The sequence below is a fragment of the Ensifer aridi genome (genome assembly GCF_002078505.1).
Taxonomy (GTDB): domain Bacteria; phylum Pseudomonadota; class Alphaproteobacteria; order Rhizobiales; family Rhizobiaceae; genus Sinorhizobium; species Sinorhizobium aridi.
This window is the reverse complement of the sequence record NZ_LUAV01000002.1, coordinates 56,280-80,654: the sequence shown is the minus strand read 5'-3', so window position 1 is coordinate 80,654 and position 24,375 is coordinate 56,280. Positions and strand designations below refer to the sequence as shown.

The window sequence follows — 24,375 nt, the reverse complement described above, 5'->3', positions numbered from 1 at the left end:
ACGCCGCATCGGCGCAGCCCGCCGCTGCGATGAAATCCAAAAGACCATCCCGTTAGGGGCTGTCCCACGAATGCCTGACCGGGTTCCGACAGTCCGCTGCAAGGAGAGAAAACATGGCTAAAGTTATTGGTATTGACCTGGGAACGACCAACTCCTGCGTCGCCGTGATGGACGGCAAGGACGCGAAGGTGATCGAAAACGCCGAAGGCGCGCGCACGACCCCCTCCATGGTGGCATTCACCGACGACGGCGAACGTCTCGTCGGCCAGCCGGCCAAGCGCCAGGCCGTCACCAATCCGGAAAACACTCTTTTTGCGATCAAGCGCCTGATCGGCCGCACCTTCGAAGACCCGACGACGCAGAAGGACAAGGGGATGGTCCCCTACAAGATCATCAAGGCCGACAATGGCGACGCCTGGGTCGAAGCACATGGCAAGACCTACTCTCCGTCGCAGATTTCCGCGATGATCCTTCAGAAGATGAAGGAAACGGCCGAATCCTATCTCGGTGAAAAGATCGAGAAGGCCGTCATCACCGTTCCGGCCTACTTCAACGACGCGCAGCGCCAGGCCACCAAGGATGCCGGCAAGATCGCCGGTCTCGACGTGTTGCGCATCATCAACGAGCCGACCGCGGCGGCGCTCGCCTACGGCCTCGACAAGAAGGAAGGCAAGACGATCGCTGTCTACGACCTCGGCGGCGGCACCTTCGATATCTCGGTTCTCGAAATCGGCGACGGTGTCTTCGAGGTGAAGTCGACCAACGGCGATACCTTCCTCGGCGGTGAAGACTTCGACATGCGTCTCGTCGAATATCTTGCGTCCGAGTTCAAGAAGGAGCAGGGCATCGACCTCAGGAACGACAAGCTTGCGCTGCAGCGGCTCAAGGAAGCTGCCGAAAAGGCGAAGATCGAGCTGTCGTCCTCGCAGCAGACCGAAATCAACCTGCCGTTCATCACGGCCGATGCTTCCGGTCCGAAGCACCTGACGATGAAACTGTCGCGCGCCAAGTTCGAGAGCCTGGTCGAGGATCTCATCCAGAAGACCATCGCGCCCTGCAAGGCCGCGCTCAAGGACGCCGGCGTCTCGGCTGCCGAGATCGACGAGGTCGTTCTCGTCGGCGGCATGACCCGCATGCCGAAGGTTCAGGAGACCGTAAAGCAGCTCTTCGGCAAGGAGCCGCACAAGGGCGTCAACCCGGATGAGGTGGTCGCCATGGGCGCTGCGATCCAGGCCGGCGTTCTGCAGGGCGACGTCAAGGACGTGCTGCTGCTCGACGTGACCCCGCTCTCGCTTGGCATCGAAACGCTCGGTGGCGTCTTCACCCGCCTGATCGAGCGCAACACGACGATCCCGACCAAGAAGAGCCAGGTCTTCTCGACGGCCGAGGACAATCAGTCCGCCGTGACGATCCGCGTTTCCCAGGGCGAGCGTGAAATGGCGGCCGACAACAAGCTGCTCGGCCAGTTCGACCTGGTCGGCATTCCGCCGGCGCCGCGCGGCGTGCCGCAGATCGAGGTCACCTTCGACATCGACGCCAACGGTATCGTGCAGGTCTCCGCGAAGGACAAGGGCACGGGCAAGGAGCACCAGATCCGCATCCAGGCATCCGGTGGTCTCTCCGACGCCGAGATCGAGAAGATGGTCAAGGACGCCGAAGCCAATGCGGAAGCCGACAAGAAGCGCCGCGAGGGGGTCGAGGCCAGGAACCAGGCCGAAAGCCTGATCCATTCTTCGGAGAAGTCGCTCAAGGACTATGGCGACAAGGTCTCCGAGACGGACCGCAAGGCGATCGAAGACGCGATTGCTGCGCTCAAGACCGCCGTCGAGGCTTCCGAGCCGGACGCCGAGGACATCAAGGCCAAGACCAACACGCTCATGGAAGTCTCCATGAAGCTCGGTCAGGCGATCTATGAGGCCCAGCAGGCCGAAGCCGCGCACGCGGATGCCGCGGCCGACGCCAAGCGCTCCGGCGACGACGTCGTCGACGCCGACTACGAGGAAGTCAAGGACGAAGACGACCGCAAGCGGTCGGCATAAGGACCTCGCCTTGCAAGGAACGAGCCCGGGAGCGATCCCGGGCTTTTTCATTACCGGTCCACGGCTGAGCTGACGACGAAGGGAAAGTGACGCGAAACCGCGGTTTTCCGACAAAAAACAGCTTCCGCCCCGACTTGGCTATGGTATCGCGCTTAAAGGTTTACTAAATCCTGTGGCAAGATAATCAGGCAGCCGTCGGATCCTTCGCGCTGGCAAGCCCTGTCACTGTCAACAGGACAATCTTTGAAGCATGAAACGTGATCTTTACGAAACGCTTGGCGTTCAAAAAAACGCGGATGAGAAGGAACTGAAAAGCGCCTTCCGTAAACTCGCGATGAAATATCATCCGGACAGAAATCCCGGCGACAAAGAAGCGGAAAAGTCCTTCAAGGAAATCAACGAAGCCTACGAGACGCTGAAGGATCCTCAGAAGCGCGCGGCCTACGACCGCTACGGTCATGCGGCCTTCGAGCAGGGCATGGGTGCCGGCTTCGGAAACGGCTTTGCGGGCGGCGGCGCGCACGGCTTCTCAGACATTTTCGAGGACATCTTCGGCGAGATGATGGGCGGCCGCCAGCGCCGCTCGTCCGGCGGCCGCGAACGCGGCGCCGACCTTCGCTACAACATGGAGATCTCCCTCGAGGAGGCCTATTCCGGCAAGACGGCGCAGATTCGCGTACCGACGTCGGTTACCTGCGATCTCTGCACCGGCACGGGCGCCAAGCCCGGAACAAGCCCGAAGACCTGCGGCACCTGTCAGGGCACCGGCCGCGTCCGCGCGGCCCAGGGCTTCTTCTCGATCGAACGCACCTGCCCAACCTGCGGCGGCCGTGGTCAGACGATCACCGACCCGTGCACCAAGTGCCACGGCCAAGGTCGCGTCGTGGAGGAGCGGACGCTCTCGGTCAACATCCCGGCGGGTATCGAGGACGGTACGCGCATCCGGCTTTCCGGCGAGGGCGAGGCTGGCCTTCGCGGCGGCCCGGCCGGCGACCTCTACATCTTCCTCTCGGTCAAGCCGCATGAGTTCTATCAGCGCGACGGCGCCGACCTCTATTGCGCCGTGCCGATCTCAATGACCACGGCGGCGCTCGGCGGAAAGTTCGACGTCACCACGCTCGACGGCACGAAGTCGCGCGTCACCGTGCCGGAAGGCACTCAGGCCGGCAAGCAGTTCCGCCTCAAGGGCAAGGGCATGCCGGTGCTGCGCTCCAATCAGATGGGCGACCTCTACATCCAAATCCAGATCGAGACGCCGCAGAAGCTCACCAAGCGCCAGCGCGAGCTCCTGCAGGAATTCGAGCAGATCTCGTCGAAAGAAAACAATCCCGAGTCGACGGGCTTCTTCGCCCGCATGAAGGATTTCTTCGATACGTTGAGCGACTAGCTGGCCTCTCGAATTGGCCCTCACCCTAACCCTCTCCCCGTCCTGAGGGGGAGAGGGGACAGGCGCGCCATGAGTCTCCTTCGCCCCGCTTGCGGGGAGAAGATGGTTCGCAGGCCGGATGAGGGGCGGATTCGACAGAAAACCGCGCGTCCAAGGTGCCCTTCCCACCGCGGCACGCTCGTCTCAGGCCACCGCCGCAACCAACTGCCAGAGGCCGGCGGCAATGAGCACCGTGCCCGCCGCGCGGGAGAGGAGACGGCCGGTCGGCGTCACCTTCTCCGCGAGCGCAAATATGGCGATCGCCGCGATCCACAGCACGTTCATGATACCGCCGACGAAGAGAAGCGCCATCAGCGCCCAGCAGCAGCCGATGCAATAGAGGCCGTGGCGCAAGCCGAGCCCGACGGCGCCCGCAGGATCGCGGCGAAAGCCGCCATGGGTTTGCAGGAAGACGAAGGGCGTCTGGCATTGCCTCAGGCAGGCGTCCTTGAGCGGCGTCCATTGATAGAGGCCGGCGATCGTCAGAACGATGCCGCTGAAGACGCGGCTGGCACTTGCTAGCGCCGGCGTCAGCAGCGTGCCCTCCATCAGCCATTGCCCGAGCGTCGCGGCGAGCGCAAAGGCGGCCCAGGCAAGGAGATAGCCGCCCGCAAAGAAGCCGGTGGCGGCGAAGGGCTTGCCCTCTTTCCGGCTTTGCCGGCCGACGCGGGCATAGAGCAGGATCATCGGCGTTGCCGAAGGCAACATCATGCCGACCATCATCACCACCCACATGGCCAAGGTGACGCCGGCCTCAACGGCACTCCAGGGATGCGGCGAGAGGCCGAGCAAAGCACCGAGCGGAGCGGCGCCGCTGCCGCCCTCCATCTCCATACGCTCCATGTCCATGGCCGGGTCCATGTCCATGCCGGCACCCATCTCGGGATCGGACATGGCCATGCCGTCCATGTTCATGGTCGCAGCCAGCCAGACAATATAGGCCCAGGCGATCGCTGCGAGAATGGCGAGCGATGCCGCGACGATCGCCCGGTCCCGTCGCAGCAAGGTTTCGAGCGCGGTGTCCGGCATGGCGTCAGTGGACCACGCCGCTTTCGGTCATGTGGAGCTTCGCGAAATGGGCGTGCGAATCCGACAGCGACAGACTGATCGGTCCGGTCGTATCGGCCCAACCGCGCCCCACCTCGCACTGGTCGTATTCGAACCCTCGCGGCAGATTGATGCGGGCACGGTGCTCCGCTCCGGTCACCGGATTGAGGATCGGCTCTCCGCGGGCGTCGATCCATCCCGGGATATTCACGCGGGCGCTGCGTCCTGCGATATCGATTTCGAAATCGATCGGCGCGAAGACCGGTTCATGGAAGGTTTCGAAAGTCGTCGCAAACACCTGGAAGAACGTTGCGCCCGGCTCGGTGTCCTCACCGCTCATGATGCGCAAGAGCGCCTCGCGTTGGTCGTCCGAGGCCCGCTCGTCGATGATCGGTACGACCGCTCCCCTGCCCTCATGAATGGCGCCGGGCCAGGCTACGATCAGGGCGCACCGCAAACCGTCGAGGCTGGTGTCGCCATGATGCCCCTCCTCGATCTCAAAGACCCCGATCGCGCGGCAATGCCCTTGCGTCGGCAATGCGTTGAATTGGCAGGGGCAGCCATAGGCACAGTTGCAATGAATGAACTCGCGACCCTTGATCGTCCATTTGACGTCCGTCATCGTCTCCTCCCGAGCACGATGGATATCCAGTTTCTTTCGCTCGAACGCGATCTACCAGAGGACGAAAAATATACTCCGGGTCGCCGGTGATGCCAACGGCGCCGCGCCGTCGTGTCAGGCGGGTGAGGGGCCATCAGGGCGCCCTTTCGCCTTGCCTTGCCCCTGCTTTCGTCCTACCTGACAGCAACGTCGAATTCGGACATGCGATGCCCCACAAGGTCTTTCTCACCCGCCTGAAACTCACCGACTTCCGCAACTACGCGGCGCTTTCGCTCGACCTCGATCAGCGCCATGTGGTGCTGACCGGCGAAAACGGGGCGGGCAAAACCAATCTGATGGAGGCGGTCTCCCTCCTCTCGCCCGGCCGGGGTTTGCGGCGTGCTGCCTATGCGGATGTCGCCCGCGTCGGCGCTCCGGATGGCTTTTCCGTCTTTGCCGTGGTCGACGGCATGGAAGGCCCGGTGGAGATCGGCACGGGAACCCAAGCCACGGAGGAAGGCCAATCGCGCCGCCTGAGGCTCAACGGCACGCCGGCCCGCACCGTCGACGAGTTGACCGACCACTTGAGAGTGCTCTGGCTGACGCCGGCGATGGACGGCCTCTTCACCGGTCCATCCGTTGATCGCCGGCGCTTCCTCGACCGCCTGGTGCTCTCCCTCGATCCCGAGCACGGAAGGCGCGCCAGCGAGTTCGACCGCGCCATGCGCAGCCGCAACCGGCTCCTTGCGGAGTTTCGGCCCGATTCCGCCTGGCTCTCGGCGATCGAACGCGAGATGGCGGGGCTCGGTGTTTCGATGGCGCTCGCCCGCCAGGAAATGCTCGGCCTGCTCACGGCGCTCGTCGAGCGCAGCCAAAGCAACGCAACCTTTCCCTCCGCCCGCCTGGCGCTCGCCGGATTTCTTGACGACAGCCAAGGTTTGCCTGCCTATGACCTCGAAGAGCGGTATATCGCTATGCTCGCCGAAGGCCGCGCCCGCGACGCCGCCGCGGGCCGCACGCTCGACGGGCCGCACCGCAGCGACCTCCTGATCCGCCACCGGGAAAAGGACATGGAGGCCGAGCGCTGCTCGACAGGCGAACAGAAAGCGCTGCTTATCGGCCTCGTGCTCGCCCATGCGCGGCTCGTCGGCGACATGACCGGCCATGCGCCGGTGCTGCTGCTCGACGAAATCGCCGCCCACCTCGACCAGGGACGGCGTGCCGCCCTCTTCGATCTCGTCGACGCGCTCGGCGGCCAAGCCTTCATGACGGGCACCGATCGGGCGATGTTCGACGCGCTCGGCGAGCGCGGGCGCTATCTAACCGTTGCAAACGGCCGCGTTTCGGGGTGACATCCTGCCCGCGGCCCCGCCGCGTCGCGGACCTCAGAATAGACGGAGACGCTCATGACGACCGCTGCAACACTCGATCCTTCGGAGATCGCGCGCTATGCGCGCCACATCGTGCTGCCGGAAATAGGCGGACCTGGGCAGCAGAAACTGAAGGCGGCGCGCGTGCTCGTCATCGGAGCGGGCGGCCTTGGCGCCCCGGCGCTGCAATATCTCGCCGCAGCCGGCGTCGGCACGCTCGGCATCGCCGACGACGACGTCGTGTCGCTGTCGAACCTGCAGCGCCAGGTCATCCACGCTACCGGGGATATCGGCCGGCCGAAGGTGGAGAGCGCCGCCAACGCTATCGATGCCCTCAATCCACATGTGAAGGTCGTCGCGCACGCACTTCGGCTCGGCCCGGAAAACGCCGAGGCGATCTTCAAGGCATACGATCTCGTCGTCGACGGCTCCGACAATTTCGATACGCGCTATCTCGCCGCCGACACGGCGGAGACGATGGCAGTTCCGCTGGTCACCGGCGCCGTCGGCCGCTTCGACGGCTCCCTCACCGTGTTGAAGCCCTACGAGACCGATGCCGAGGGACATCCCAATCCCTCCTATCGCGATCTCTTTCCCTCGCCGCCCCCGCCCGGCGCGGTTCCGACCTGCGCCGAAGCAGGCATTATCGGCGCGCTCACCGGCGTCATCGGCACGCTGCAGGCGATGGAGGCGATCAAGCTCATCACCGGCATCGGCGAACCGCTCGTTGGCCGGCTGCTTCTCTACGACGCGCTTGCCGCCCAGTTCAACACGATCCGCTACCGGCGCGGCAGGGCTTGAGGTCAGGATGGAAACGATTCGCCTCGACGGAAGCTTCGATCGCTACGAAGACCTGTTGTCGCTGATCCTTTCGTCCTTCGCCTATATGGACGGGCGGATCGATCCGCCCTCCTCCGCCCACACGTTGACGGTGGCATCGCTGCGGCGGAAGGCCGTAGACGAGATCGCCTTTGCCGTCACCACCGGTCGCGAGCTTCTCGGCTGTGTCTTCTGTAAGCCGGAGCCGGACTGCCTCTACATCGGCAAGCTCGCCGTCGCTCCCAAAGCTCAGGGAAGAGGCGTCGGACGCATGTTGCTCGCCGTGGCGGAAGAGACGGCGAGGGCCCTCGCTTTACCTGCGCTGAGACTCCAGACACGCATCGAACTGACCGAGAACCACGCCGCCTTCGCTGCCTTGGGCTTCGTCGAGACGAGCCGCACCGCCCATCCAGGCTTCACGCGCCCGACCTCGATCGAGATGCGGAAACGGCTTTAGGCCTGCATCAGCTCAGAGATGGGAATCCGGGAGCTCGAGCGCTGGCCTCTTCGGGGAAACCCTCAAGCTCATTTCGCATCGGACGTCTCCTCGACGATCGCCCTGATCAGCCTGTCAAAGCCCTCCTCGGTCCCCATGACGCGTTGCTGGCGCGTCCCACCGCCCCCGAGAAACACGGCCTGCTCGGTGAACTTCATGTGCGTTTGTGCGCCGCTCGGCGTGAGCTCGATCGTAACGAGCGATGCGGATACCCTCTGGCCCCTGAAGCTCATCTCATAGGCGTAGATGATCCGCTGCTCTGGCGCGATGTCGAGGTAGAAGGCATTGAATGTCTGCTCGTCGCCTTCGGATGTTCGCCAGCGCTTGGCCTCCGATCCGCCGGCCCGGAAATCGAACTGCTCGTGGAGCACCGTCCAATCCGGGTGGCAGCCGGTCCAGCGCTCCTTGAGCTTGGGCTCGGCCCAAAAACGGAAAGCGTGTCGAGGGCTTCCCGGCAATTCGCGCTCGATCACGAAGGTGGTGTGCTCAATCTCTGACGTTTTCACTGCTCGGGTTCCTCTTCAAGAATCTGCATCGCCGCGGCAAGCCGATCGAAGGCCGCATTCCACGCCGCTTCCCGCTTCCGGGCCCAGTCGCCGATGGTTCTCAGCGCGTTGGCCTGGATGGTGTAGGTGCGCGTGCGGCCCACCTTGTTAGAGATGACGATGCCACTCTCCTCGAGCACCTTGAGGTGCTTGACCGCCGACGGCAGCCTCATCCCCGTTGGCGCGGCGAGTTGCTTCACAGTGGCGGGGCCGTCGCTCAACTGCTCCACCATGCCGCGACGGTTCGGGTCCGCCAGAGCCAGGAACATTCGATCGAGTGGCTGGAGCTGCATGAATCGTCCTCTATAGTTTCCGCAGTGAGAAACTATCAGGATTGCCGTTGCAGATCAAGAACAGTTTCCGCAAGCGGAAACCTTTTCAGCGTGATCGAGCTACTACAGCCCCGCGCGTCCTTTCAGACGCCACAGTGCACGACAGTGGGGTCATTGGGTTGGCGAATGCTTTCGCGCCCTCAGCTCTGTGCTTGCCACATGAGTTCGGCGGCACCGCGTCTGCGGCGCGGAAGAGTTTTCGCAGGACTTGGCTTCAAGTCCGCCCCGGCAAAACCCTGTCCGGCGGGCGGTGGCCATCGAAGAAGGTGCGGATGTTGATCACCACCTTCTCGCCCATATCGATGCGACCTTCGAGCGTTGCCGAACTCATATGCGGCAAAAGCACCACCCTGCCTTCGCCTGCGAGCTTGATCAGCCGGGGGTTGACGGCGGGCTCATTCTCGAAGACGTCGAGGCCGGCACCGGCGATCTTGCCTTCCCTCAGGCATTTGATCAGCGCCGTCTCGTCTATGATGTCGCCGCGCGCGGTGTTGACGATGTAACTGTCCGGGCGCATAAGCGCCAGCCGCCGGGCCGAAATCAGATGGTAAGTGGCCGGCGTGGACGGGCAATTGACCGAGACGATGTCGACGCGGGCGAGCATCTGGTCGAGGCTGTCCCAGTAGGTCGCCTCCAGCATCTCCTCGGTCTCCGGCTTGACGCGATGGCGGTTGTGATAATGGATCGAGAGGCCGAAGGCCTTGGCGCGGCGGGCGACCGCGGTGCCGATCCGCCCCATGCCGACGATGCCGATCCGCTTACCGGCTATGCGCCGGCCGAGCATCCAGGTGGGCGACCAGCCCGCCCATTCACCCTTGCGGTCGGTCAGCACCTGCGCACCTTCGGCGAGCCGGCGTGGCACCGCGAGGATCAGCGCCATAGTCATGTCGGCCGTGTCTTCCGTCAGCACGTTCGGCGTGTTGGTGACGGTGATGCCTTTCCTCGCTGCCGCATCGACATCGATGTTGTCGACGCCGTTCGAGAAGGCGGCGATCAGTTTCAGTTGCGGTCCCGCCTGCTCGATCAGCGCGGCGTCGATTCGATCCGTCACCGTCGGCACGAGCACGTCCGCCCGCTTGACCGCCGCAACGAGCTCCGGCTGGCTGCGCGGCGTGTCGTCGATGTTGAGCTCCGCATCGAAGAGCTCCCGCATCCTGGTTTCGACGACGTCCGGCAGTTTCCGGGTGATGTAGACGGTTGGCTTTTTCTTGCTTGTCATTCCCGTGGGCGGCCTCGTTGACGGGTCCTTAACCAAGTTGGGCGATAGTTTCTCCCTGTAGCCGCAATTTCTACCAGACCCGGTGGGGAAGACAATTGAAAGTCGCTGTCCGGGTTCAAGGATTTGCGGCGCCGCGCGGCTGGTCAAGAGGTTGGAGCGGGGTGCGGGCGGAAACCGCAGACACTTTTTTCTCATCCCGCTCGGGCTTGCGCAAAGTCTCGCTTACGTTCGGAAAATGGGCCTCGTCATGCGTCACATCATTTCCAAAGCCTCTGCACTCATATCAGCCGCACTCCTCGCGACGGCCATGCTGACCACCACCGCCCATGCCCAGGCGGCCAAGGGGCCGAGCGGCCTGCCCCTTCCCCGCTTCGTCAGCCTGAAGGCCAAGAGCGTCAATCTCAGAATCGGCCCGAGCCTCGATTATGCGGTCGCGTTCCGCTATCTCAAACCGGGCGTTCCGGTCGAGATCATCCAGGAATACGACAACTGGCGTCGGATCCGCGACGCGGACGGTACCGAGGGCTGGGTCAACCAGGCGCTTCTCTCCGGTGACCGCACTGCGCTTGCGGCTCCCTGGATGCGCGGCAAGGGCGAGGAGGTCTTCGTCAATTTAAGGCGCGATCCGCAGAGCACGGCGCCGATCGTCGCGCGGATGGAGCCCGGCGTCATGCTGCATATCGGCGAGTGCAATGGCGAGTGGTGCCATGCCGAGACGCAAGGGGTCGAGGGCTGGATCGCCCAGGCCGAGATCTGGGGCGCCTATCCCGGCGAGGCCTTCAAGTAGGCGGCGTCGGGACGGGCCGTTAGCTCGCTAGCAAAGCGTCCGCAAAAAAGTAGAGCGTGCCAGAAGTCATGGCTTGATTGATTTCCGGCCAAGCTCAAGGTTCGAAACCAGATCGGTAACAAGCTCGTCCACGTTCGCCGTCGCGGTGTCGATGACGATGGGACGCGACCCCCAATCTTCGTAGACTCGATCGGTGACCTCTTCCCACGTCGGTTTTAACAGCCGCTGTACATCGGTCACCCGGGTTTCTACCCGCCGGCGATGTTCCGCCTTGTCCGAGCAGATGACCTCCACCTCGACGGCTGGCATTGCCGATCGCTCTGCCACCGCCAGCCAAGCGTCTCTGGTTACTTGCAGGCAATTTACCGAATCCGCAATGACTGTATTGCCGAGAGTGAGGTTGTCTTCAGCCACCCCATAAGCTGCTACATATCCTGCTGGGCCGACGTCCGAGTCCAGGACACCGGAAGCCCGAATGCTTTGCTCGATCGTATCGACGCGCACATGCACTGCGCGTAGCCGCTTGGCTAAAGCGCGAGCAATTGTCGTTTTCCCGCTTCCCGGCAAGCCGCCCAAGATAATGAGCATGAACAGACGCTTTCGATTCCGTCAAAACCGCGCTTTCGGATGCCATGCATCAGACGAGAGCGGCCTCGCGGGCGGCGCTCGCGAGCGAGACCAGCGGGCGCGGACCGATCTGACCGATCACGATGCCGGCGGCAAGATTGCCGAGCCGGCTGCAATCCTCGAGCGAGCGGCCGGTCGTATAGCCGAACAGGAAGCCGGAGGCATAGAGATCGCCGGCGCCGGTGGTATCGACCACCTGCTCAAGCGAGTTCGCACGGACGCGGACGCGCTCGGCGCCGCGCACGACGACGGAGCCTTCTTCGCTCAGCGTAACGGCGGCGAGCTTGCAGTCCTTCGCCAGCATGTCGAGCGCGTGATCGAAGTCCTCCGTCTCATAGAGAGCGAGGGCTTCCTGGCGGTTGGCGAAGACGATGTCGACCGTGCCCGAGCGCATGAGCTCGAGAAACTCGCCGCGGTAGCGGTGAACGCAGAAACTGTCGGAAAGCGTCATCGCCGTTTCGCGGCCGTGCGCATGGGCAATGCGTGCCGCCTCGCGGATCGCGTCCTTGGCGCGCGGCGGATCCCACAGATAACCTTCGAAATAGGTGACCTTGGAGCCGGCGACGACGTCGGCCTCGACGTCTTCCGGGCCGAGCTCGACACAGGCGCCGAGATAGGTGTTCATCGAGCGCTCGCCGTCCTCGGTGACGAAGATCATCGAGCGTGCCGTCGGCGGATGGCCGTCGAGCGGCTTCGTCTGGAAGTGCACGCCCTGGGCGCGGATATCGTGGGTGAAGATCTCGCCCAGCTGGTCGCTGGCGACCTTGCCGAAATAGGCCGCCCGTCCGCCGAGGCTGGCCACGCCGGCCGCCGTATTGCCGGCGCTGCCGCCGGACGCCTCGACTGCAGGCCCCATTCGCGAATAGAGGAGTTCCGCGCGATCGGCATTGATGAGGTTCATCGCGCCCTTGATGATGCCGTTTTCCTCAAGGAAACCGTCGTCGCAGCGCGCAATGATATCAACGATCGCATTGCCGATCGCCAGCACGTCGAATTTTGCCATGAACTCCGTCCGGGTTTTCAAAATGACCGGTGTTCGTTAATAGCGGTTTTCCGGCCATTTGGAAGACACTACAGCGCGGCGCGTCTTTTCAGACGTCCAAAGGGCGCTGCTGCACTTAGAATGCTGCGTTTCAACGATGCGTGCAGCGGGCAAAGATGCCGGTGATCATGCCGGCAGCGCCTCGGCGTCATAGGCCGCGGCAAACTCGGCACTCGGCGGAATCGGCTTGATGATGTCGATCATGACGCCGTTGGGATCGGCTGTGATGAAATGGCGTTGACCGAAGTCCTCGTCGCAGATCGGCTTGAGGATAGGCAGCCCCGCACTTCGCATCTCATCATAAAGCCGGTCGGGATCCTCCACCTCGAAATTCAGCAGCACGCCGCGGACGGGCGCCCGGTGCTGTTCCGGCACGGTCTCATGCCGATAGTCGAGGACGGCGAGCGTCACATGCTCGTCCTCAGCCGATTGAAGATGCATATACCAGTCGCTCATGAAAAGCGGCTCGAAGCGCAGATGCTTCACGTAAAAATCCGCCGTGGCCCGAACGTCGTCCGTCATGATGACCGGATAATAGCTCGTCGATTTCATCCTTCCCCTCCGTCGATCAGCAACATACAATCTGCATGTATTCATCGATAACATACAGGCTGTATGTATGCAACAGAGAAGACCGAGACGCTCGAATCAGGAGCGCTCCGACGCGACCCGAGCCGCGATCCTTGATGCCGCCCGCGCACTCTTCGTCGAGAAGGGCTATGCCGACACGGCGACACCGGAGATCGTTGCCGCGGCCGGGCTTACGCGTGGCGCGCTCTATCACCACTTCGAGGACAAGAAGGCGCTGTTTCGCGCGGTCATAGAACGGGAGGCGCGCGAAGTCGCGGCGACCATCGAGAACTCCGCCGCTGAAGGCTTTGCGCCTCGCGAGGCGCTACTCGCCGGGGCCGCCGCCTATTTCGACGCGATGGCGGCGCCCGGCAGGGTGCGCCTGCTGCTGCTCGACGGCCCGGCCGTCCTCGGCGTTACCGAAATGGCGATGATCGACGCTGCGCATGGCGGCAGAACGCTCGAGGAAGGGCTGGCCGCCGTCATGGCTCCGCACCGCCTGGAGGAAAAGGCGGTCAAGGCAATGGCGTTCCTGCTATCGGCCGCTTTCGACCGGGCCGCGCTCGAGATCGATGCCGGCGCCGCGCGTGCCGACTACGCCTACGCCATCGACAGGCTGATCGATCGCCTGATCGCTGCATGAAGCACCTCGCGTTCATCGAATTCACGCGACGCGCTTTATGCCCTCGTTTTTGGGCGTGTCGTTGTCCGAAACCGCTGCACACTTTCGGGCGACATGCACGAGGACGGCAGGCACGACCGTCAGCCGGCGACGGGGACCACCTGTGGCGGCAGTTCGACGAGCGGCGCCGGGATGTCGCAGGTCTTCTCCGGCGATTTGCACAGGTCGGCAATCACGCAGCGTTCGCATTCCGGCCGGCGCGCCTTGCAGACATAGCGGCCGTGCAGGATCAGCCAATGGTGCGCGTGATAGAGATATTTCTTCGGAATGACGCGCAGGAGATGCGCCTCCACCTCGTCCGGCGTCTTGCCGGGAGCGAGCCGGATGCGGTTCGCGATGCGGAAGATATGCGTGTCGACGGCGATCGTCGACTGACCGAAAGCCATCGAGAGCACGACGTTCGCGGTCTTCCGCCCGACGCCCGGCAGAGTCATGAGCTCCTGGTGCGTGCGCGGCACCTCGCCGCCGAAATCGGTAATGAGTTTCTCGGAGAGGGCGATGACGTTTTTTGCCTTGTTGCGGTAGAGGCCGATCGTCTTGATGTAGTCGCGCAGCTTTTCCTCCCCGAGCGCCAGCATCTTCTCCGGCGTATCGGCCACGGCAAAGAGCGGCCGCGTCGCCTTGTTGACGCCGGCGTCCGTCGCCTGCGCCGAAAGCGCGACGGCTACCAGCAGCGTGAACGGATTGACGTGCTCGAGCTCGCCCTTCGGTTCCGGCCGCTGGATGGAGAAGCGGCGAAAGATCTCCTCGACTTCAGCGGCGCTATAGGCGCTGCGCCGCCGCGCGCCATTGCGTCCTGTCGTCGCCTTCTTCGGTTTTGACGGTTGCGGCGGCGATTTGAGTTTCACGTTTTTCATGGCGCATCTATAGTCATGGGTCATGACCGAAGGCAATGTCGAGACAAGCATCAACGAAAAGCCGATCTTTGCGGCCGAACTGACGCCCTACCGCTCCCTGGGTTCAAGGGGCTTCAAGGTTTTCTTTCTGATTGCCGGCGCCATGAGCCTCATGCACATATTCGTCTTCCTGGTGATCGGCGCATGGCCGATTGTCTTCTTCTTCGGTCTCGATTTCGTGCTGCTCCTCGGCGCCTTCTGGCTCAACTACCACTCGGCGCGCGCCCGCGAGGAGGTCAGCGTTTCGCGCACCGATGTGTCGGTGAAGAAGTTCGCGCCGTCGGGAAGGATGACCGAGCACCGCTTTAATCCCTTCTGGACGCGGTTCAGCATAAAGCGCCATCAGGAAATCGGCATCGTCTCGATGAAGATCAGCGGCGGCGGGCGGCAGACCGATATCGGCTCCTTTCTCAACCGCGACGACCGCGAGACCTTCGCCGTCGCCTTCGCCCGCGCCCTGGCGACCGCACGATCGCGATAAGCGCAACGCGAAGCCCGACAAGAATCGGGTGGTTATAGGCTCGCCCGCATGATTATCTGCAGCATGAGGAGATGATCATGAACGTCGTTACATCCATTCCCACCGACATCACCCCCGAGGGCAGCGACTACGACACGGTCCGGCGGGTGATCGCAATGCTGACCGAGGATTACCGCGACCAGCCGTCGCTCGAGACGATCGCGCGGCGCCTCGGCCAATCGCCGACGCAGCTTCAGAAGGTCTTTACCCGTTGGGCGGGACTTTCGCCCAAGGCTTTCCTGCAGGCGATCACACTCGACCACGCGAAGCGACTCCTGCGCCAGGAGGACATGCCCCTGCTCGAGACCAGCATCGAGGTCGGCCTGTCCGGTCCGGGGCGGCTGCACGACCTTTTCGTCACGCACGAGGCGATGTCGCCCGGCGAGTGGAAGGCGCGCGGCGCGGGCCTCACCATCCGCTACGGCTTCCATCCCTCGCCTTTCGGCACGGCGCTGGTGATGATCACCGACCGGGGCCTCGCCGGGCTCGCCTTCGCCGATACCGGCGAGGAGCGTGCGAGCTTCGACGACATGGCCGCCCGCTGGCCGAACGCGAGCTATGTCGAGGACAGCGCCGCCACGGCACGCTACGCGGCGCGCATTTTCAATCCGGATCGCTGGTCGGCCGAGGAGCCGCTCAGAATCTTCCTGATCGGTTCGGATTTCCAGGTTCGGGTATGGCAGACGCTCCTGAAGGTCCCGCTTGGCAAGGCGACGACCTATTCGAAAATCGCCGAAGATATCGGCCAGCCGACGGCCTCACGCGCCGTTGGTGCTGCGGTCGGGCGCAACCCGATCTCCTTCGTCGTGCCGTGCCATCGTGCGCTCGGCAAGACCGGCGACCTCACAGGCTACCACTGGGGGCTGACGCGCAAACGCGCAATTCTCGGCTGGGAGGCGGGGAAGGCGTGAGGGCTTAAACGGATTGCCGCCGATTGCCCCTCATCCGGCCTGCCGGGCACCCTCTCCCCGCAGGTGGGACAAAGGCGACTCGCGGCGCCGCCTCAGTCCCCTCTCTCCCCGCGCGCGGGGAGAGAGTTAGTCCTCGGGTTAAGCCCGAGGAGAGGGGCAAATCGCCCGCACCTGCAACGTCAACGCGCCAAGTTCAATGCGCGCCGGACATATCGCCGAGCACTTCCTTGGAGGCGACGGTCGAATCCGCCTTCAGCTTGTAGACCATTGGCACGCCGGTGGCGAGGTTGAGCTTGAGGATCTGTTCCTTGGTCAAGCGATCAAGCACCATGACGAGCGAGCGCAGCGAGTTGCCATGGGCGGCGACCAGCACTTTCTCGCCTGCGAGCACGCGTGGCAATATGTCGGTGAGATAATAGGGCCAGACGCGGGCGCCGGTGTCGCGCAGGCTTTCGCCGCCGGGCGGCGGCACGTCGTAGGAGCGGCGCCAGATGTGCACCTGCTCCTCGCCCCACTTCGCACGCGCATCGTCCTTGTTGAGGCCGGAAAGATCGCCGTAGTCGCGCTCGTTCAGCGCCTGATCGCGGATCGTTTCCAACGACGATTGGCCGACCGCATCGAGCACGAGCTGGCAAGTGCGCTGTGCGCGGACGAGAGCGGAGGTGAAGGCGATGTCGAATTTGATGCCGTATTCAGCGAGTGCCTTGCCGCCGGCCATTGCCTCCTCGATGCCGAGCTCGGTGAGGTCAGGATCGCGCCAGCCGGTGAAGAGGTTCTTCAGGTTCCAGTCGCTCTGGCCGTGCCGGACAAGGACGAGGGTGCCGCTCATTTCGTTTTCCTCTTGAATATGTAGATGTTCAGTTGAGCCCGAGAACGTCGAGCATGGTATAGAAGCCCGGCTTCCGGCCGCGGCCCCAGAGGGCGGCGGCGATCGCGCCGCGCGCGAAGATCGAGCGATCCGTGGCGCTGTGCGAGAGCGTCACCATCTCACCCTCGCCGGCGAGGATGACGGAGTGCTCGCCGACGACCGAACCGCCGCGCAGCGTGGCAAAGCCAATCGTCCCTCGAGACCGCGCGCCGGTATGGCCGTCGCGCACGCGCACGGAATGTTGCGCGAGGGAGATGCCGCGTCCCTTCGCCGCCGCCTCGCCGAGAAGCAGCGCCGTGCCCGATGGCGCATCGACCTTGTGCTTGTGGTGCATTTCGAGGATCTCGATGTCCCATCCTGCGGCCGGAAGCGCGCGCGCCGCCTTTTCCGTGAGGACCCCGAGCAAGTTGACGCCGAGGCTCATATTGCCGGACCTGATGATGCGGGCATGGCGGGCGGCGGCGAGAATCTTCGCATCGTCGTCCGCCGAGCAGCCGGTCGTGCCGATGACATGGACGATGCGCGCCTGCGCCGCGAGCGCGGCAAATTCGACGGAGGTCGCCGGCGACGTGAAATCGAGCACGCCTTCGGCATCGAGAAAGGCTTCGAGTGGCTTATCGGTGACGGGAACGCCGATCGGCCCAAGCCCCGCGATCTCGCCTGCGTCGCGGCCGATGACGGGCGAGCCGGGCCGCCCGATTGCGGCGTGGAGACGCACGCCGTCCATCTCATGAACGATCCGGATCAGCGTCTGGCCCATACGGCCGGCCGCGCCGACCACCACGAGCTTCATGTCCGTTTCGCTCATCGTCGAATTCCTTCGTTCTACAGGATTTGGACCTCGGCGGGCGTGTCGGCGCTGCCCTGAAGATTGTGCAGGCGAGCGTAAAGACCGTCCGGACGCCGCGCAAGCTCCTCATGCGTGCCCTCCTCGACGACGGTGCCGTCCTTCATGACGACGATCTTGTCCGCGTTGACGACGGTCGAGAGCCTATGGGCGATGACGATAACTGTGCGGCCGCTCATCGCCTGTTCGAGCGCCTTCTGCACGGCCGCCTCCGACTCGGTGTCGAGCGCCGAAGTGGCCTCGTCCAGAAGCAGAATGGGCGCATCACGCACGAGCGCACGAGCGATCGACAGGCGCTGGCGCTGGCCGCCCGAAAGCGTGATGCCATGTTCGCCGACGGGAGTGTCGTATCCCTCCGGCTGCGCCAGAATGAAATCATGCGCGTAGGCGAGCCGAGCCGCTTCCTCGACTTCTGCATCCGTCGCCTCGGGCCGGCCATAACGGATGTTGTCCCGGATCGAACCCTCGAAAAGATAGGGCTGCTGCGAGACATAGGCGAGGCCGTTGCGCAGCGACTGCTTGGTGACGCCGGCGATATTCTGCCCGTCGATGAGGATCTCGCCCGCGTGCGGATCATAGAAGCGCGGGATGAGGCTGATGATCGTCGACTTGCCGGCGCCGGACGGACCAACGAGCGCCGTCGTCTTGCCGCCTTCCGCCCGGAAACTGACCCCTTTGAGGATTTCCTCGCCGTTTCCGTAGGCGAAGCGCACGTCGCGCAGCTCGACCGTCGCCTCGCCGAGCTTGATTTCGGTCGCGTCGGGCCGGTCACGCTGATGCGGCACCGTGTCGAGGATCTCGTAGATCATCCGGGCATTGACGACGGCGCGCTCGAGCGACACCTGCAGGCGCGCTAGGCGCCGGGCCGGGTCGTAGGCCATGAGGAGCGCGGTGACGAAGGCGAAGAAGGCGCCCGGCGGGATATTGCTATAGATCGTGCGGAAAGCCGCGTAGGCGAGCACGCTCGAGATCGCGAAGCCAGCGAAGGTCTCGGTCATCGGCGCCGTGCGCTCGCTGAGGCGAGCGATGCGGTTGGCGCGGTTTTCTGCGCGCTCGATGATTGCCTCGACCTTGCGGCGCAGCTCCTCTTCCATCGTAAAGGCCTTGACGATGGTGATGCCCTGGATGGTCTCCTGCATCGCACCCAGGACGCGGCTGTTGACCTCGATCGCCTCGCGCGTCGCCAGGCGCAGACGCTTGGAGATGTAGCGCAGGCCGAGGAGCAGTGGGGGAGCCACGAAGAAGACGATCAGCGACAGGAGCCAGTCCTTGCTGAACATGACGCCGACCAGGGCGACCAGCGTCAGGAAGTCGCGGGCAATCGACGTCACCGTCATGTTGAGCACGTCGCGGATACCGCCGACGTTCTGGCTGATCTTGGCGGCGAGCTGGGCGGAGCGTTGCTCGTGGAAATAGCCGACGCTGAGCGCCATCAGGTGCGCATAAAGGCGTCGCTGATAACGCGCGACGATGTTGTTGCCGATCTTCGAAAGCGCGACGGCCTGCCCGTAGGTCGCAAGGCCCCGGAGAACGAAGGCGGCGAAGATCGCTACGCAGATCACCAACACGATGTCCGCGCGCCGGTTGGCGAAGGCCTCGTTGATCACGGTTTCCATGATCCAGGCGGTGAAGCCCGTCGTTGCCGCCACCACGACAAGGCATGCGATGGCGAAGGCATAGCCCCGGATGTGGTCGCGGCCGTTTTCGGCGATAACGCGCCGCAGGATTCCGGTGATTGTTTCGGAATCGACTGCGCGCTGGTTTCTATCCTTGGCGTTCAATAAGCCCGTCTTCCCTGAGCCCGTGTGCCGGATGCCGGCGTCGTCTGCCGGGCTCTATAGTGGTTTGAAGCCGCTTTGGCGAGTCTTTGCCGTGAGCGGCGCTTTAGCTTCTCCAGCGTCGTCCCTCCAATGCAACACCGAAGTCGCTCGGCGCACGTGCGAAGGCGGCAAGGCCGGAGAGCGCCGCCATCGGATGAATGACGGCGAAGGTCGGAATCGTCCGCATCAGCGCCGAATGCGGCGCCTTGTCCTCGAAGGCGACGCGGAATTCCGGCTTCATCAGCGCCGGCAGGATCTTCTGAGAAATGCCGCCGGACAGGAACACACCGCCACGCGCCATGAAGATCAAAGCCATATCGCCGGCAACGCGCCCAAGATAGGTCGAGAAGAGCGATACGGTCTCCACCGCCGCCGCATCGCTGCCCGTAAGCGCGCTCGTCGTCACTTCGGCCTGATCCGCGAGAGCAGGCTCCTCGCCATTGGCGGCGCAGACCGCGCGATAGAGATTCATGATGCCGCGGCCGCACAGGATCTGCTCGCCTGCCATGCGCCCCTCGATCGGCTCGAGGAAAGGCCATATGCGGAAGTCGCGCTCGGTGCGCGGCCCGATATCGACATGGCCGCCCTCGCCGGGCACCGGAATCCAGGTGTTTTGCGCGAAAACGAGCCCCGCGACGCCGAGACCTGTCCCGGGGCCGAGGACGACGCGGGAACTCATCGCGCGGACGCTGCCGCCGCCGATCTGCACGACGTCCCCCTCGGCCGGCGTGGCGATCGCGAGCGCCTGGGCCTCGAAGTCATTGATGATCAGCACGTCCTCGAGCCGGAGGCTCGCCAGCATGTCCTTCGGCCGGATGACCCAGCCTGCATTGGTGAGCGGGATCTCGTCGCTCTTGATCGGCCCGGCCACCGCGAGGATCGCCGAGCGCGGCCTGACTGGGGTCTTGTCTAGGATGCATTTCTGCATCGCTTCTTCGATGGTCGCGAAATCCCCGGTCTTGATCGGCGGAAGCTGCTGCGGCAGGGCATCAACATCGACAAGCAACGCGAAGCGGGCATTCGTGCCGCCAATATCGCCGATCAATATCGGAAAGGGGAAGCTGGGGTCACTCGCATTGAGCATGGCAAATCCGTCCTGATCGCGCCGTGGGATATTCAGGGTTTAAAGCGCCTCGCATTTCTTGCAACGCGCTTTAGGTCCTTGTCTGTGCATGTTGTTGACCCAAAACCGCTGCACACTTTTGGGCGACATGCTTAGTATCAGTTGCGCCTGAAGGCGATCAACTCTTCGGCGGTCGCGCGATTGAGCGCCATGGGGATGTCGTAGACGATCGCGAGCCGCATCAGCGCCTTGACGTCGACATCGTGCGGCATCGGCGTCAGCGGATCGACGAAGAAGATAAGGCAGTCCACGTCGCCCGTCGCGATCAGCGCGCCGATCTGCTGGTCGCCGCCGAGCGGACCGCTCTTCAGCCGCGTGATGTCGAGCCCGGGGCAGACGTCGAGGACGCGCCCGCCGGTCGTTCCCGTCGCGACGATCTTGCAGGTGGCGAACACCGCCTCGTTCGCCTTGACGAAGGCGGCAAGGTCATCCTTCTTCTGATCATGGGCGATCAGGGCGAGACATTTCCGATCTGCCATGCGAGAGCCCCCGACAAGGATTTCATGATGCGCGAAGCCAGCGAGACGCTCCCCGCATCGACATTAAATCGATTTGATCGCCCTATACATGAGCGTCGTGAGATTGGGAAGGCTCGGCTTAGCTGCCGCTATTGCAGGCCGGGCCTGGGAGAGGGAACTGGTACGTTTGCGAGCGGCTCCTCCGCTGCCGCGCCGATCACCGCCTCGATGCTGGTCGCCGCGGCCGGGATCGCGGCCGGAGCGCGATAGGCGGTGCCGAAGGTCGCCTCCTGTTCGGTAGCCGGGGCCGGACCGTTCAGCACCAGGGCGCAGGCCTTCGGCAGATCGGCGAGAGTGGCGAATTTCGGCTTTACCGGCTTTTGCGGCTTCTTCGGCTTTGCCCAGGGCTCGTCCGTAAACCACCAGGCGAGCGATTTGTCGCAGCCATCGCCCGTGGGGACCGAAGCCTGATCCTTGCAGCCCTTGGAGCCCGGCGGGCACTTGATGCGGATGTGGAAGTGGTAGTCGTGACCGTAGATCGGCCGGACCTTGCCGAGCGCCGCGCGATCGCCTTTCCAGGTATCGCAGAGCTTCTTCTTGATGGCGGGATTGACGAAGACCCGCTCGACTTCCGGGTAACTCGCCGCCAGCATGATCAGCCTGGCGTGAGACGGCGTCCAGATGGAGCGGTCGATCGTCAGGAACTTGTTTTTGTCCAGCATCGACGTGGCGGAAATCGTCTCGCGCTCCTGGTAGCTAAGCGTCCTTTGCGGCATCGGCGTCAGCCAGATGTCGGCGTCGAGGCCGATCTGGTGCGAGGCATGGCCGGAGAGCATCGGACCGCCGCGCGGCTGCGAGATGTCGCCGAGCAGAAGCCCGGGCCAGCCGATCTTTTCCACCGCGTCATGAGAGAAGCGCTCGATCAGCGCGATCATCGCCGGATGCCCCCAGCGGCGATTGCGCGACAGGCGCATCGCCTGCCAGGTCGGACCATCGGTCGGGATGGCAACGCCGCCGGCGAGGCAGCCCTTGGAATAGAACCCGAACGAGGCGGGTGCGGCCTGCATCGGCAAGGCCTTGGCGCCGAAGAGTTCCTTGGCCGGCGGGCCGTCTGCCGCTGTCGCATCCGCTGAAAGGAGGCTCGCGCCCATGACCAACGCCAAGAGCGCTGAACCGCAACGTCGAAGCGCAGCACGCCCGAAAAATCCCATTCCATTCCCCTCAAGCAGTGACGAGCGGCAAAACAGCCGCCGACCTCTCCTACCCTGATTCGCCGCAGTTGCATCAGCCTTGCGACTCACCCGGATGTGACTCAAAAATTTCGCCTGATTTTGGGCAAGCCCTGTCAATTGCCCTGATTTGGCCTATTCTGGTTTTCAAGAATAATCGAAAACACAAGGAGAAGCGGCCGGGATGCAGCATGATAGCGCAAGGAAAGTGGGCAAACTGGCGTGTGCGCTTCTGGCATTGAGCCTCTTCCTTCCCTCGTTCGCTGCAAGCCAGGACGTGCAATGGCGCAGTGGCGTCTCGATGTTCGGGGAGCCGAAATATGACGACGGTTTCCCCCATTTCGACTACGTCAATCGCCACGCACCCAAGGGCGGAGAGCTTCGACTCACGGCGCTGGGCACCTTCGACACATTGAACCCCCTCCTTGCCAAAGGCGAGGCCGCCTCTGGCATCACACTCGTATTCGAGACGCTACTCACGCGCGCATTCGATGAGCTCGGTACGGATTACGGCCTCCTGGCTGAAGCGGTCGCCTTTCCCGACGACATATCCTTCGCCAAGTTCCGGCTGCGGCCTGAGGCAAAATGGGCCGACGGGAAACCGGTGACACCGGAAGATGTCGTCTTCAGTTTCGACAAGGCGAAGGAACACGACCCGCAGCGGCAGTTCTATTATCAGCACGTCGTAAGGGCGGAAAAGACGGGCGACCGCGAGGTCACTTTCACGTTCGACGAGAAGAACAACCGTGAACTGCCGCGGATCGTCGGCGAACTCGTGGTCGTGCCGAAGCATTGGTGGGAAGGCAAGACGGCCGACGGCAAAGAGCGCGACATCAGCAAGACGACGTTGGAAATTCCCATGGGGTCGGGGCCATATAAGCTGACGCAAGTCTCGCCCGGTTCGACATTGCGCTACGAGTTGCGAGACGACTATTGGGGCAAAGACCTCAACGTGAATGTCGGCAGCCACAACTTCAGTGCCATCACCTACACCTACTTCGCCGACCTCGACGTTGCATTCGAGGCATTTCGGTCGGGCAATGCCGACTTCTGGTCGGAGAACTCGGCCCGTCGCTGGGCGACCGCCTACGATTTCCCGGCCGTCAAGGATGGGCGCATCAAGCGCGAGAAACTCGAGAACGATTATCGCGACAGCGGCGTCCTCGTGGGCTTCATCTTCAATCTGCGCCGGCCGAAATTTCAGGACATCCGTGTACGGCGGGCAATCAACTATGCCTTCGACTTCGAGGAACTGCAGCGCACGATCTTCTTCAACGAGTATACGCGGATCGACAGCTTCTTCTACGGTTCCGAGCTTGCCTCGCGCGGCCTTCCCCAAGGCCGTGAACTGGAGATCCTAAACGAAGTAAAAGACAAGATACCGCCTGAAGTTTTCACAACGGAATACAAGAATCCCGTTAACGGGGAGCCGAAGAAGCTGCGCGACAACCTGCGCAAGGCGATAGCCCTGTTCAAGGAAGCCGGCTACGAACTCCGCGACAACCGCATGATCAACGTCAAGACGGGCGAACCGTTCGCTTTCGAAATACTTCTCGATGGACCGACGATCGAGCGCGTCGCGTTGCCCTTCGCGCAGAACCTGAAGAAGATTGGAATCAACGCCGCCGTGCGAACGGTCGATTCTTCGCAATACACTAATCGATGGCGTTCGCGGGACTTCGATGTCCTCTATCTTGGATGGGGGCAATCGATCAGCCCGGGCAACGAGCAGGCCGAGTACTGGGGCTCGGAGGCCGCCAAGCGCGAGGGCTCACAGAACTATTCCGGTATCAGTGACCCGGGAATCGATGCCTTGATCAACAAAGTCATCTTCGCCAAAGATCGCGACGACCTCGTTGCAGCAACGAAGGCTCTCGATCGCGTGCTCCTTGCCTATCAGTTCGTCGTTCCGAGTTACACCGCCCGACATGGTCGTATCGCCTATTGGAACACCGTTACCCGGCCAGAGACATTGCCACAGTACTCCACCGGATTTCCGACAATCTGGTGGTCGACGAAGGCGGGGGCCAAATGAAGCCCTTGCGCTCGGGCGGCGTCTCGATTCCAAATGCGGGAAACGAATCACGAAACACGAAAGGCT

The 24,375-nt window shown here is 63.3% G+C and carries 25 protein-coding genes; 10 read left to right on the top strand and 15 right to left on the bottom strand.

What is annotated here, in order from left to right; translation table 11 throughout:
• Positions 1 to 113: 113 nt before the first annotated feature.
• Both dnaK and dnaJ read left to right on the top strand, forming a co-directional pair.
• Entirely contained in the window at positions 114 to 2,039 is a 1,926-nt protein-coding gene (gene dnaK / locus AYK65_RS00680) for a molecular chaperone DnaK (RefSeq protein WP_026616725.1), read from the top strand.
• A gap of 250 nt (positions 2,040 to 2,289) precedes the next feature.
• Positions 2,290 to 3,426 (top strand): molecular chaperone DnaJ, encoded by a 1,137-nt coding sequence (dnaJ, locus tag AYK65_RS00675; RefSeq protein ID WP_081157775.1) that lies wholly within the window; start codon positions 2,290 to 2,292, stop codon positions 3,424 to 3,426.
• A 183-nt stretch (positions 3,427 to 3,609) separates the two neighbouring features.
• Here the strand turns inward: dnaJ and AYK65_RS00670 are convergent, their stop codons facing one another.
• Together AYK65_RS00670 and AYK65_RS00665 are read right to left on the bottom strand one after the other, a co-directional pair.
• Entirely contained in the window at positions 3,610 to 4,494 is an 885-nt protein-coding gene (locus tag AYK65_RS00670) for a DUF2182 domain-containing protein (RefSeq protein WP_081157774.1), read from the bottom strand.
• A gap of 4 nt (positions 4,495 to 4,498) precedes the next feature.
• A complete protein-coding gene (locus tag AYK65_RS00665; protein ID WP_081157773.1) occupies positions 4,499 to 5,134 on the bottom strand; it encodes a DUF1326 domain-containing protein in 636 nt (211 codons plus the stop codon).
• A gap of 206 nt (positions 5,135 to 5,340) precedes the next feature.
• Here AYK65_RS00665 and recF point away from each other — a divergent pair, with 206 nt between their 5' ends.
• Genes recF through AYK65_RS00650 form a run of 3 tightly spaced genes read left to right on the top strand, consistent with a single transcriptional unit; the run spans position 5,341 to position 7,759 of the window.
• Positions 5,341 to 6,465 (top strand): DNA replication/repair protein RecF, encoded by a 1,125-nt coding sequence (recF, locus tag AYK65_RS00660; protein ID WP_081157920.1) that lies wholly within the window; start codon positions 5,341 to 5,343, stop codon positions 6,463 to 6,465.
• Positions 6,466 to 6,519: 54 nt separating this feature from the next.
• The gene (locus AYK65_RS00655) at positions 6,520 to 7,284 is read left to right on the top strand and encodes a molybdopterin-synthase adenylyltransferase MoeB (protein ID WP_026616720.1); all 765 of its coding nucleotides are present in this window, start codon (positions 6,520 to 6,522) and stop codon (positions 7,282 to 7,284) included.
• A 7-nt stretch (positions 7,285 to 7,291) separates the two neighbouring features.
• Positions 7,292 to 7,759 carry a GNAT family N-acetyltransferase gene (locus tag AYK65_RS00650; RefSeq protein ID WP_081157772.1) on the top strand — a complete coding sequence of 156 codons (468 nt, stop codon included), beginning with the start codon at positions 7,292 to 7,294 and terminating at the stop codon, positions 7,757 to 7,759.
• A gap of 68 nt (positions 7,760 to 7,827) precedes the next feature.
• Here the strand turns inward: AYK65_RS00650 and AYK65_RS00645 are convergent, their stop codons facing one another.
• The 3 genes from AYK65_RS00645 to AYK65_RS00635 form a co-directional block, all read right to left on the bottom strand.
• The gene (locus AYK65_RS00645) at positions 7,828 to 8,304 is read right to left on the bottom strand and encodes an SRPBCC family protein (RefSeq protein ID WP_081157771.1); all 477 of its coding nucleotides are present in this window, start codon (positions 8,302 to 8,304) and stop codon (positions 7,828 to 7,830) included.
• Complete coding sequence (locus tag AYK65_RS00640; protein WP_081157770.1) at positions 8,301 to 8,636, bottom strand: ArsR/SmtB family transcription factor; 336 nt, start codon at positions 8,634 to 8,636, stop codon at positions 8,301 to 8,303. Before AYK65_RS00640 ends, AYK65_RS00645 begins: the two co-directional genes overlap by 4 nt.
• 253 nt (positions 8,637 to 8,889) lie before the next feature.
• On the bottom strand, positions 8,890 to 9,894 hold the full coding sequence (locus AYK65_RS00635) for a 2-hydroxyacid dehydrogenase (RefSeq protein ID WP_026616716.1): 1,005 nt from the start codon (positions 9,892 to 9,894) through the stop codon (positions 8,890 to 8,892).
• Positions 9,895 to 10,141: 247 nt separating this feature from the next.
• Between AYK65_RS00635 and AYK65_RS00630 the strand changes: the two genes are divergently transcribed.
• Positions 10,142 to 10,681 carry an SH3 domain-containing protein gene (locus tag AYK65_RS00630; RefSeq protein ID WP_046118105.1) on the top strand — a complete coding sequence of 180 codons (540 nt, stop codon included), beginning with the start codon at positions 10,142 to 10,144 and terminating at the stop codon, positions 10,679 to 10,681.
• Between the two features lie 66 nt (positions 10,682 to 10,747).
• Here AYK65_RS00630 and AYK65_RS00625 read toward each other — a convergent pair whose 3' ends face one another.
• From AYK65_RS00625 to AYK65_RS00615, 3 genes are all read right to left on the bottom strand, one after another.
• Positions 10,748 to 11,269, bottom strand: a complete 522-nt coding sequence (locus AYK65_RS00625) for a P-loop nucleotide/nucleoside kinase family protein (protein ID WP_046118104.1) — start codon at positions 11,267 to 11,269, stop codon at positions 10,748 to 10,750.
• 49 nt (positions 11,270 to 11,318) lie between these two features.
• The gene (locus tag AYK65_RS00620) at positions 11,319 to 12,311 is read right to left on the bottom strand and encodes an adenosine kinase (RefSeq protein ID WP_026616713.1); all 993 of its coding nucleotides are present in this window, start codon (positions 12,309 to 12,311) and stop codon (positions 11,319 to 11,321) included.
• Positions 12,312 to 12,476: 165 nt separating this feature from the next.
• Positions 12,477 to 12,902 (bottom strand): VOC family protein, encoded by a 426-nt coding sequence (locus AYK65_RS00615; RefSeq protein WP_081157769.1) that lies wholly within the window; start codon positions 12,900 to 12,902, stop codon positions 12,477 to 12,479.
• A gap of 67 nt (positions 12,903 to 12,969) precedes the next feature.
• On the opposite strand from AYK65_RS00615, the gene AYK65_RS00610 reads away from it, so the two are divergent.
• Positions 12,970 to 13,563 (top strand): TetR/AcrR family transcriptional regulator, encoded by a 594-nt coding sequence (locus AYK65_RS00610; RefSeq protein WP_026616711.1) that lies wholly within the window; start codon positions 12,970 to 12,972, stop codon positions 13,561 to 13,563.
• Positions 13,564 to 13,682: 119 nt separating this feature from the next.
• Here the strand turns inward: AYK65_RS00610 and nth are convergent, their stop codons facing one another.
• Positions 13,683 to 14,459: an endonuclease III gene (nth, locus tag AYK65_RS00605; protein WP_026616710.1), complete on the bottom strand. Its 777-nt coding sequence runs from the start codon at positions 14,457 to 14,459 to the stop codon at positions 13,683 to 13,685.
• A 22-nt stretch (positions 14,460 to 14,481) separates the two neighbouring features.
• Between nth and AYK65_RS00600 the strand changes: the two genes are divergently transcribed.
• Both AYK65_RS00600 and AYK65_RS00595 read left to right on the top strand, forming a co-directional pair.
• Positions 14,482 to 14,979, top strand: a complete 498-nt coding sequence (locus AYK65_RS00600; RefSeq protein WP_026616709.1) for a DUF2244 domain-containing protein — start codon at positions 14,482 to 14,484, stop codon at positions 14,977 to 14,979.
• Positions 14,980 to 15,056: 77 nt separating this feature from the next.
• On the top strand, positions 15,057 to 15,929 hold the full coding sequence (locus AYK65_RS00595) for a methylated-DNA--[protein]-cysteine S-methyltransferase (RefSeq protein ID WP_046118136.1): 873 nt from the start codon (positions 15,057 to 15,059) through the stop codon (positions 15,927 to 15,929).
• Between the two features lie 193 nt (positions 15,930 to 16,122).
• On the opposite strand, the gene AYK65_RS00590 is transcribed toward AYK65_RS00595, so the two are convergent.
• The 6 genes from AYK65_RS00590 to mepA all read right to left on the bottom strand — a co-directional run bounded on the left by AYK65_RS00590 (position 16,123) and on the right by mepA (position 22,256).
• Positions 16,123 to 16,758, bottom strand: coding sequence for a 2,3-bisphosphoglycerate-dependent phosphoglycerate mutase (locus tag AYK65_RS00590; protein WP_026616707.1), 636 nt, complete (start codon positions 16,756 to 16,758; stop codon positions 16,123 to 16,125).
• Between the two features lie 28 nt (positions 16,759 to 16,786).
• Positions 16,787 to 17,605, bottom strand: coding sequence for a 4-hydroxy-tetrahydrodipicolinate reductase (gene dapB / locus AYK65_RS00585; protein WP_046118100.1), 819 nt, complete (start codon positions 17,603 to 17,605; stop codon positions 16,787 to 16,789).
• Positions 17,606 to 17,622: 17 nt separating this feature from the next.
• Positions 17,623 to 19,425 carry an ABC transporter ATP-binding protein gene (locus tag AYK65_RS00580; RefSeq protein ID WP_046118099.1) on the bottom strand — a complete coding sequence of 601 codons (1,803 nt, stop codon included), beginning with the start codon at positions 19,423 to 19,425 and terminating at the stop codon, positions 17,623 to 17,625.
• Between the two features lie 103 nt (positions 19,426 to 19,528).
• Positions 19,529 to 20,548 carry a glucokinase gene (locus tag AYK65_RS00575; protein ID WP_026616704.1) on the bottom strand — a complete coding sequence of 340 codons (1,020 nt, stop codon included), beginning with the start codon at positions 20,546 to 20,548 and terminating at the stop codon, positions 19,529 to 19,531.
• A gap of 137 nt (positions 20,549 to 20,685) precedes the next feature.
• Positions 20,686 to 21,066, bottom strand: a complete 381-nt coding sequence (locus AYK65_RS00570) for a methylglyoxal synthase (protein ID WP_026616703.1) — start codon at positions 21,064 to 21,066, stop codon at positions 20,686 to 20,688.
• A 128-nt stretch (positions 21,067 to 21,194) separates the two neighbouring features.
• Positions 21,195 to 22,256, bottom strand: a complete 1,062-nt coding sequence (gene mepA / locus AYK65_RS00565; protein ID WP_081157768.1) for a penicillin-insensitive murein endopeptidase — start codon at positions 22,254 to 22,256, stop codon at positions 21,195 to 21,197.
• A 202-nt stretch (positions 22,257 to 22,458) separates the two neighbouring features.
• Here mepA and AYK65_RS00560 point away from each other — a divergent pair, with 202 nt between their 5' ends.
• Positions 22,459 to 24,309: an extracellular solute-binding protein gene (locus AYK65_RS00560; RefSeq protein ID WP_081157767.1), complete on the top strand. Its 1,851-nt coding sequence runs from the start codon at positions 22,459 to 22,461 to the stop codon at positions 24,307 to 24,309.
• Positions 24,310 to 24,375: the final 66 nt, after the last annotated feature.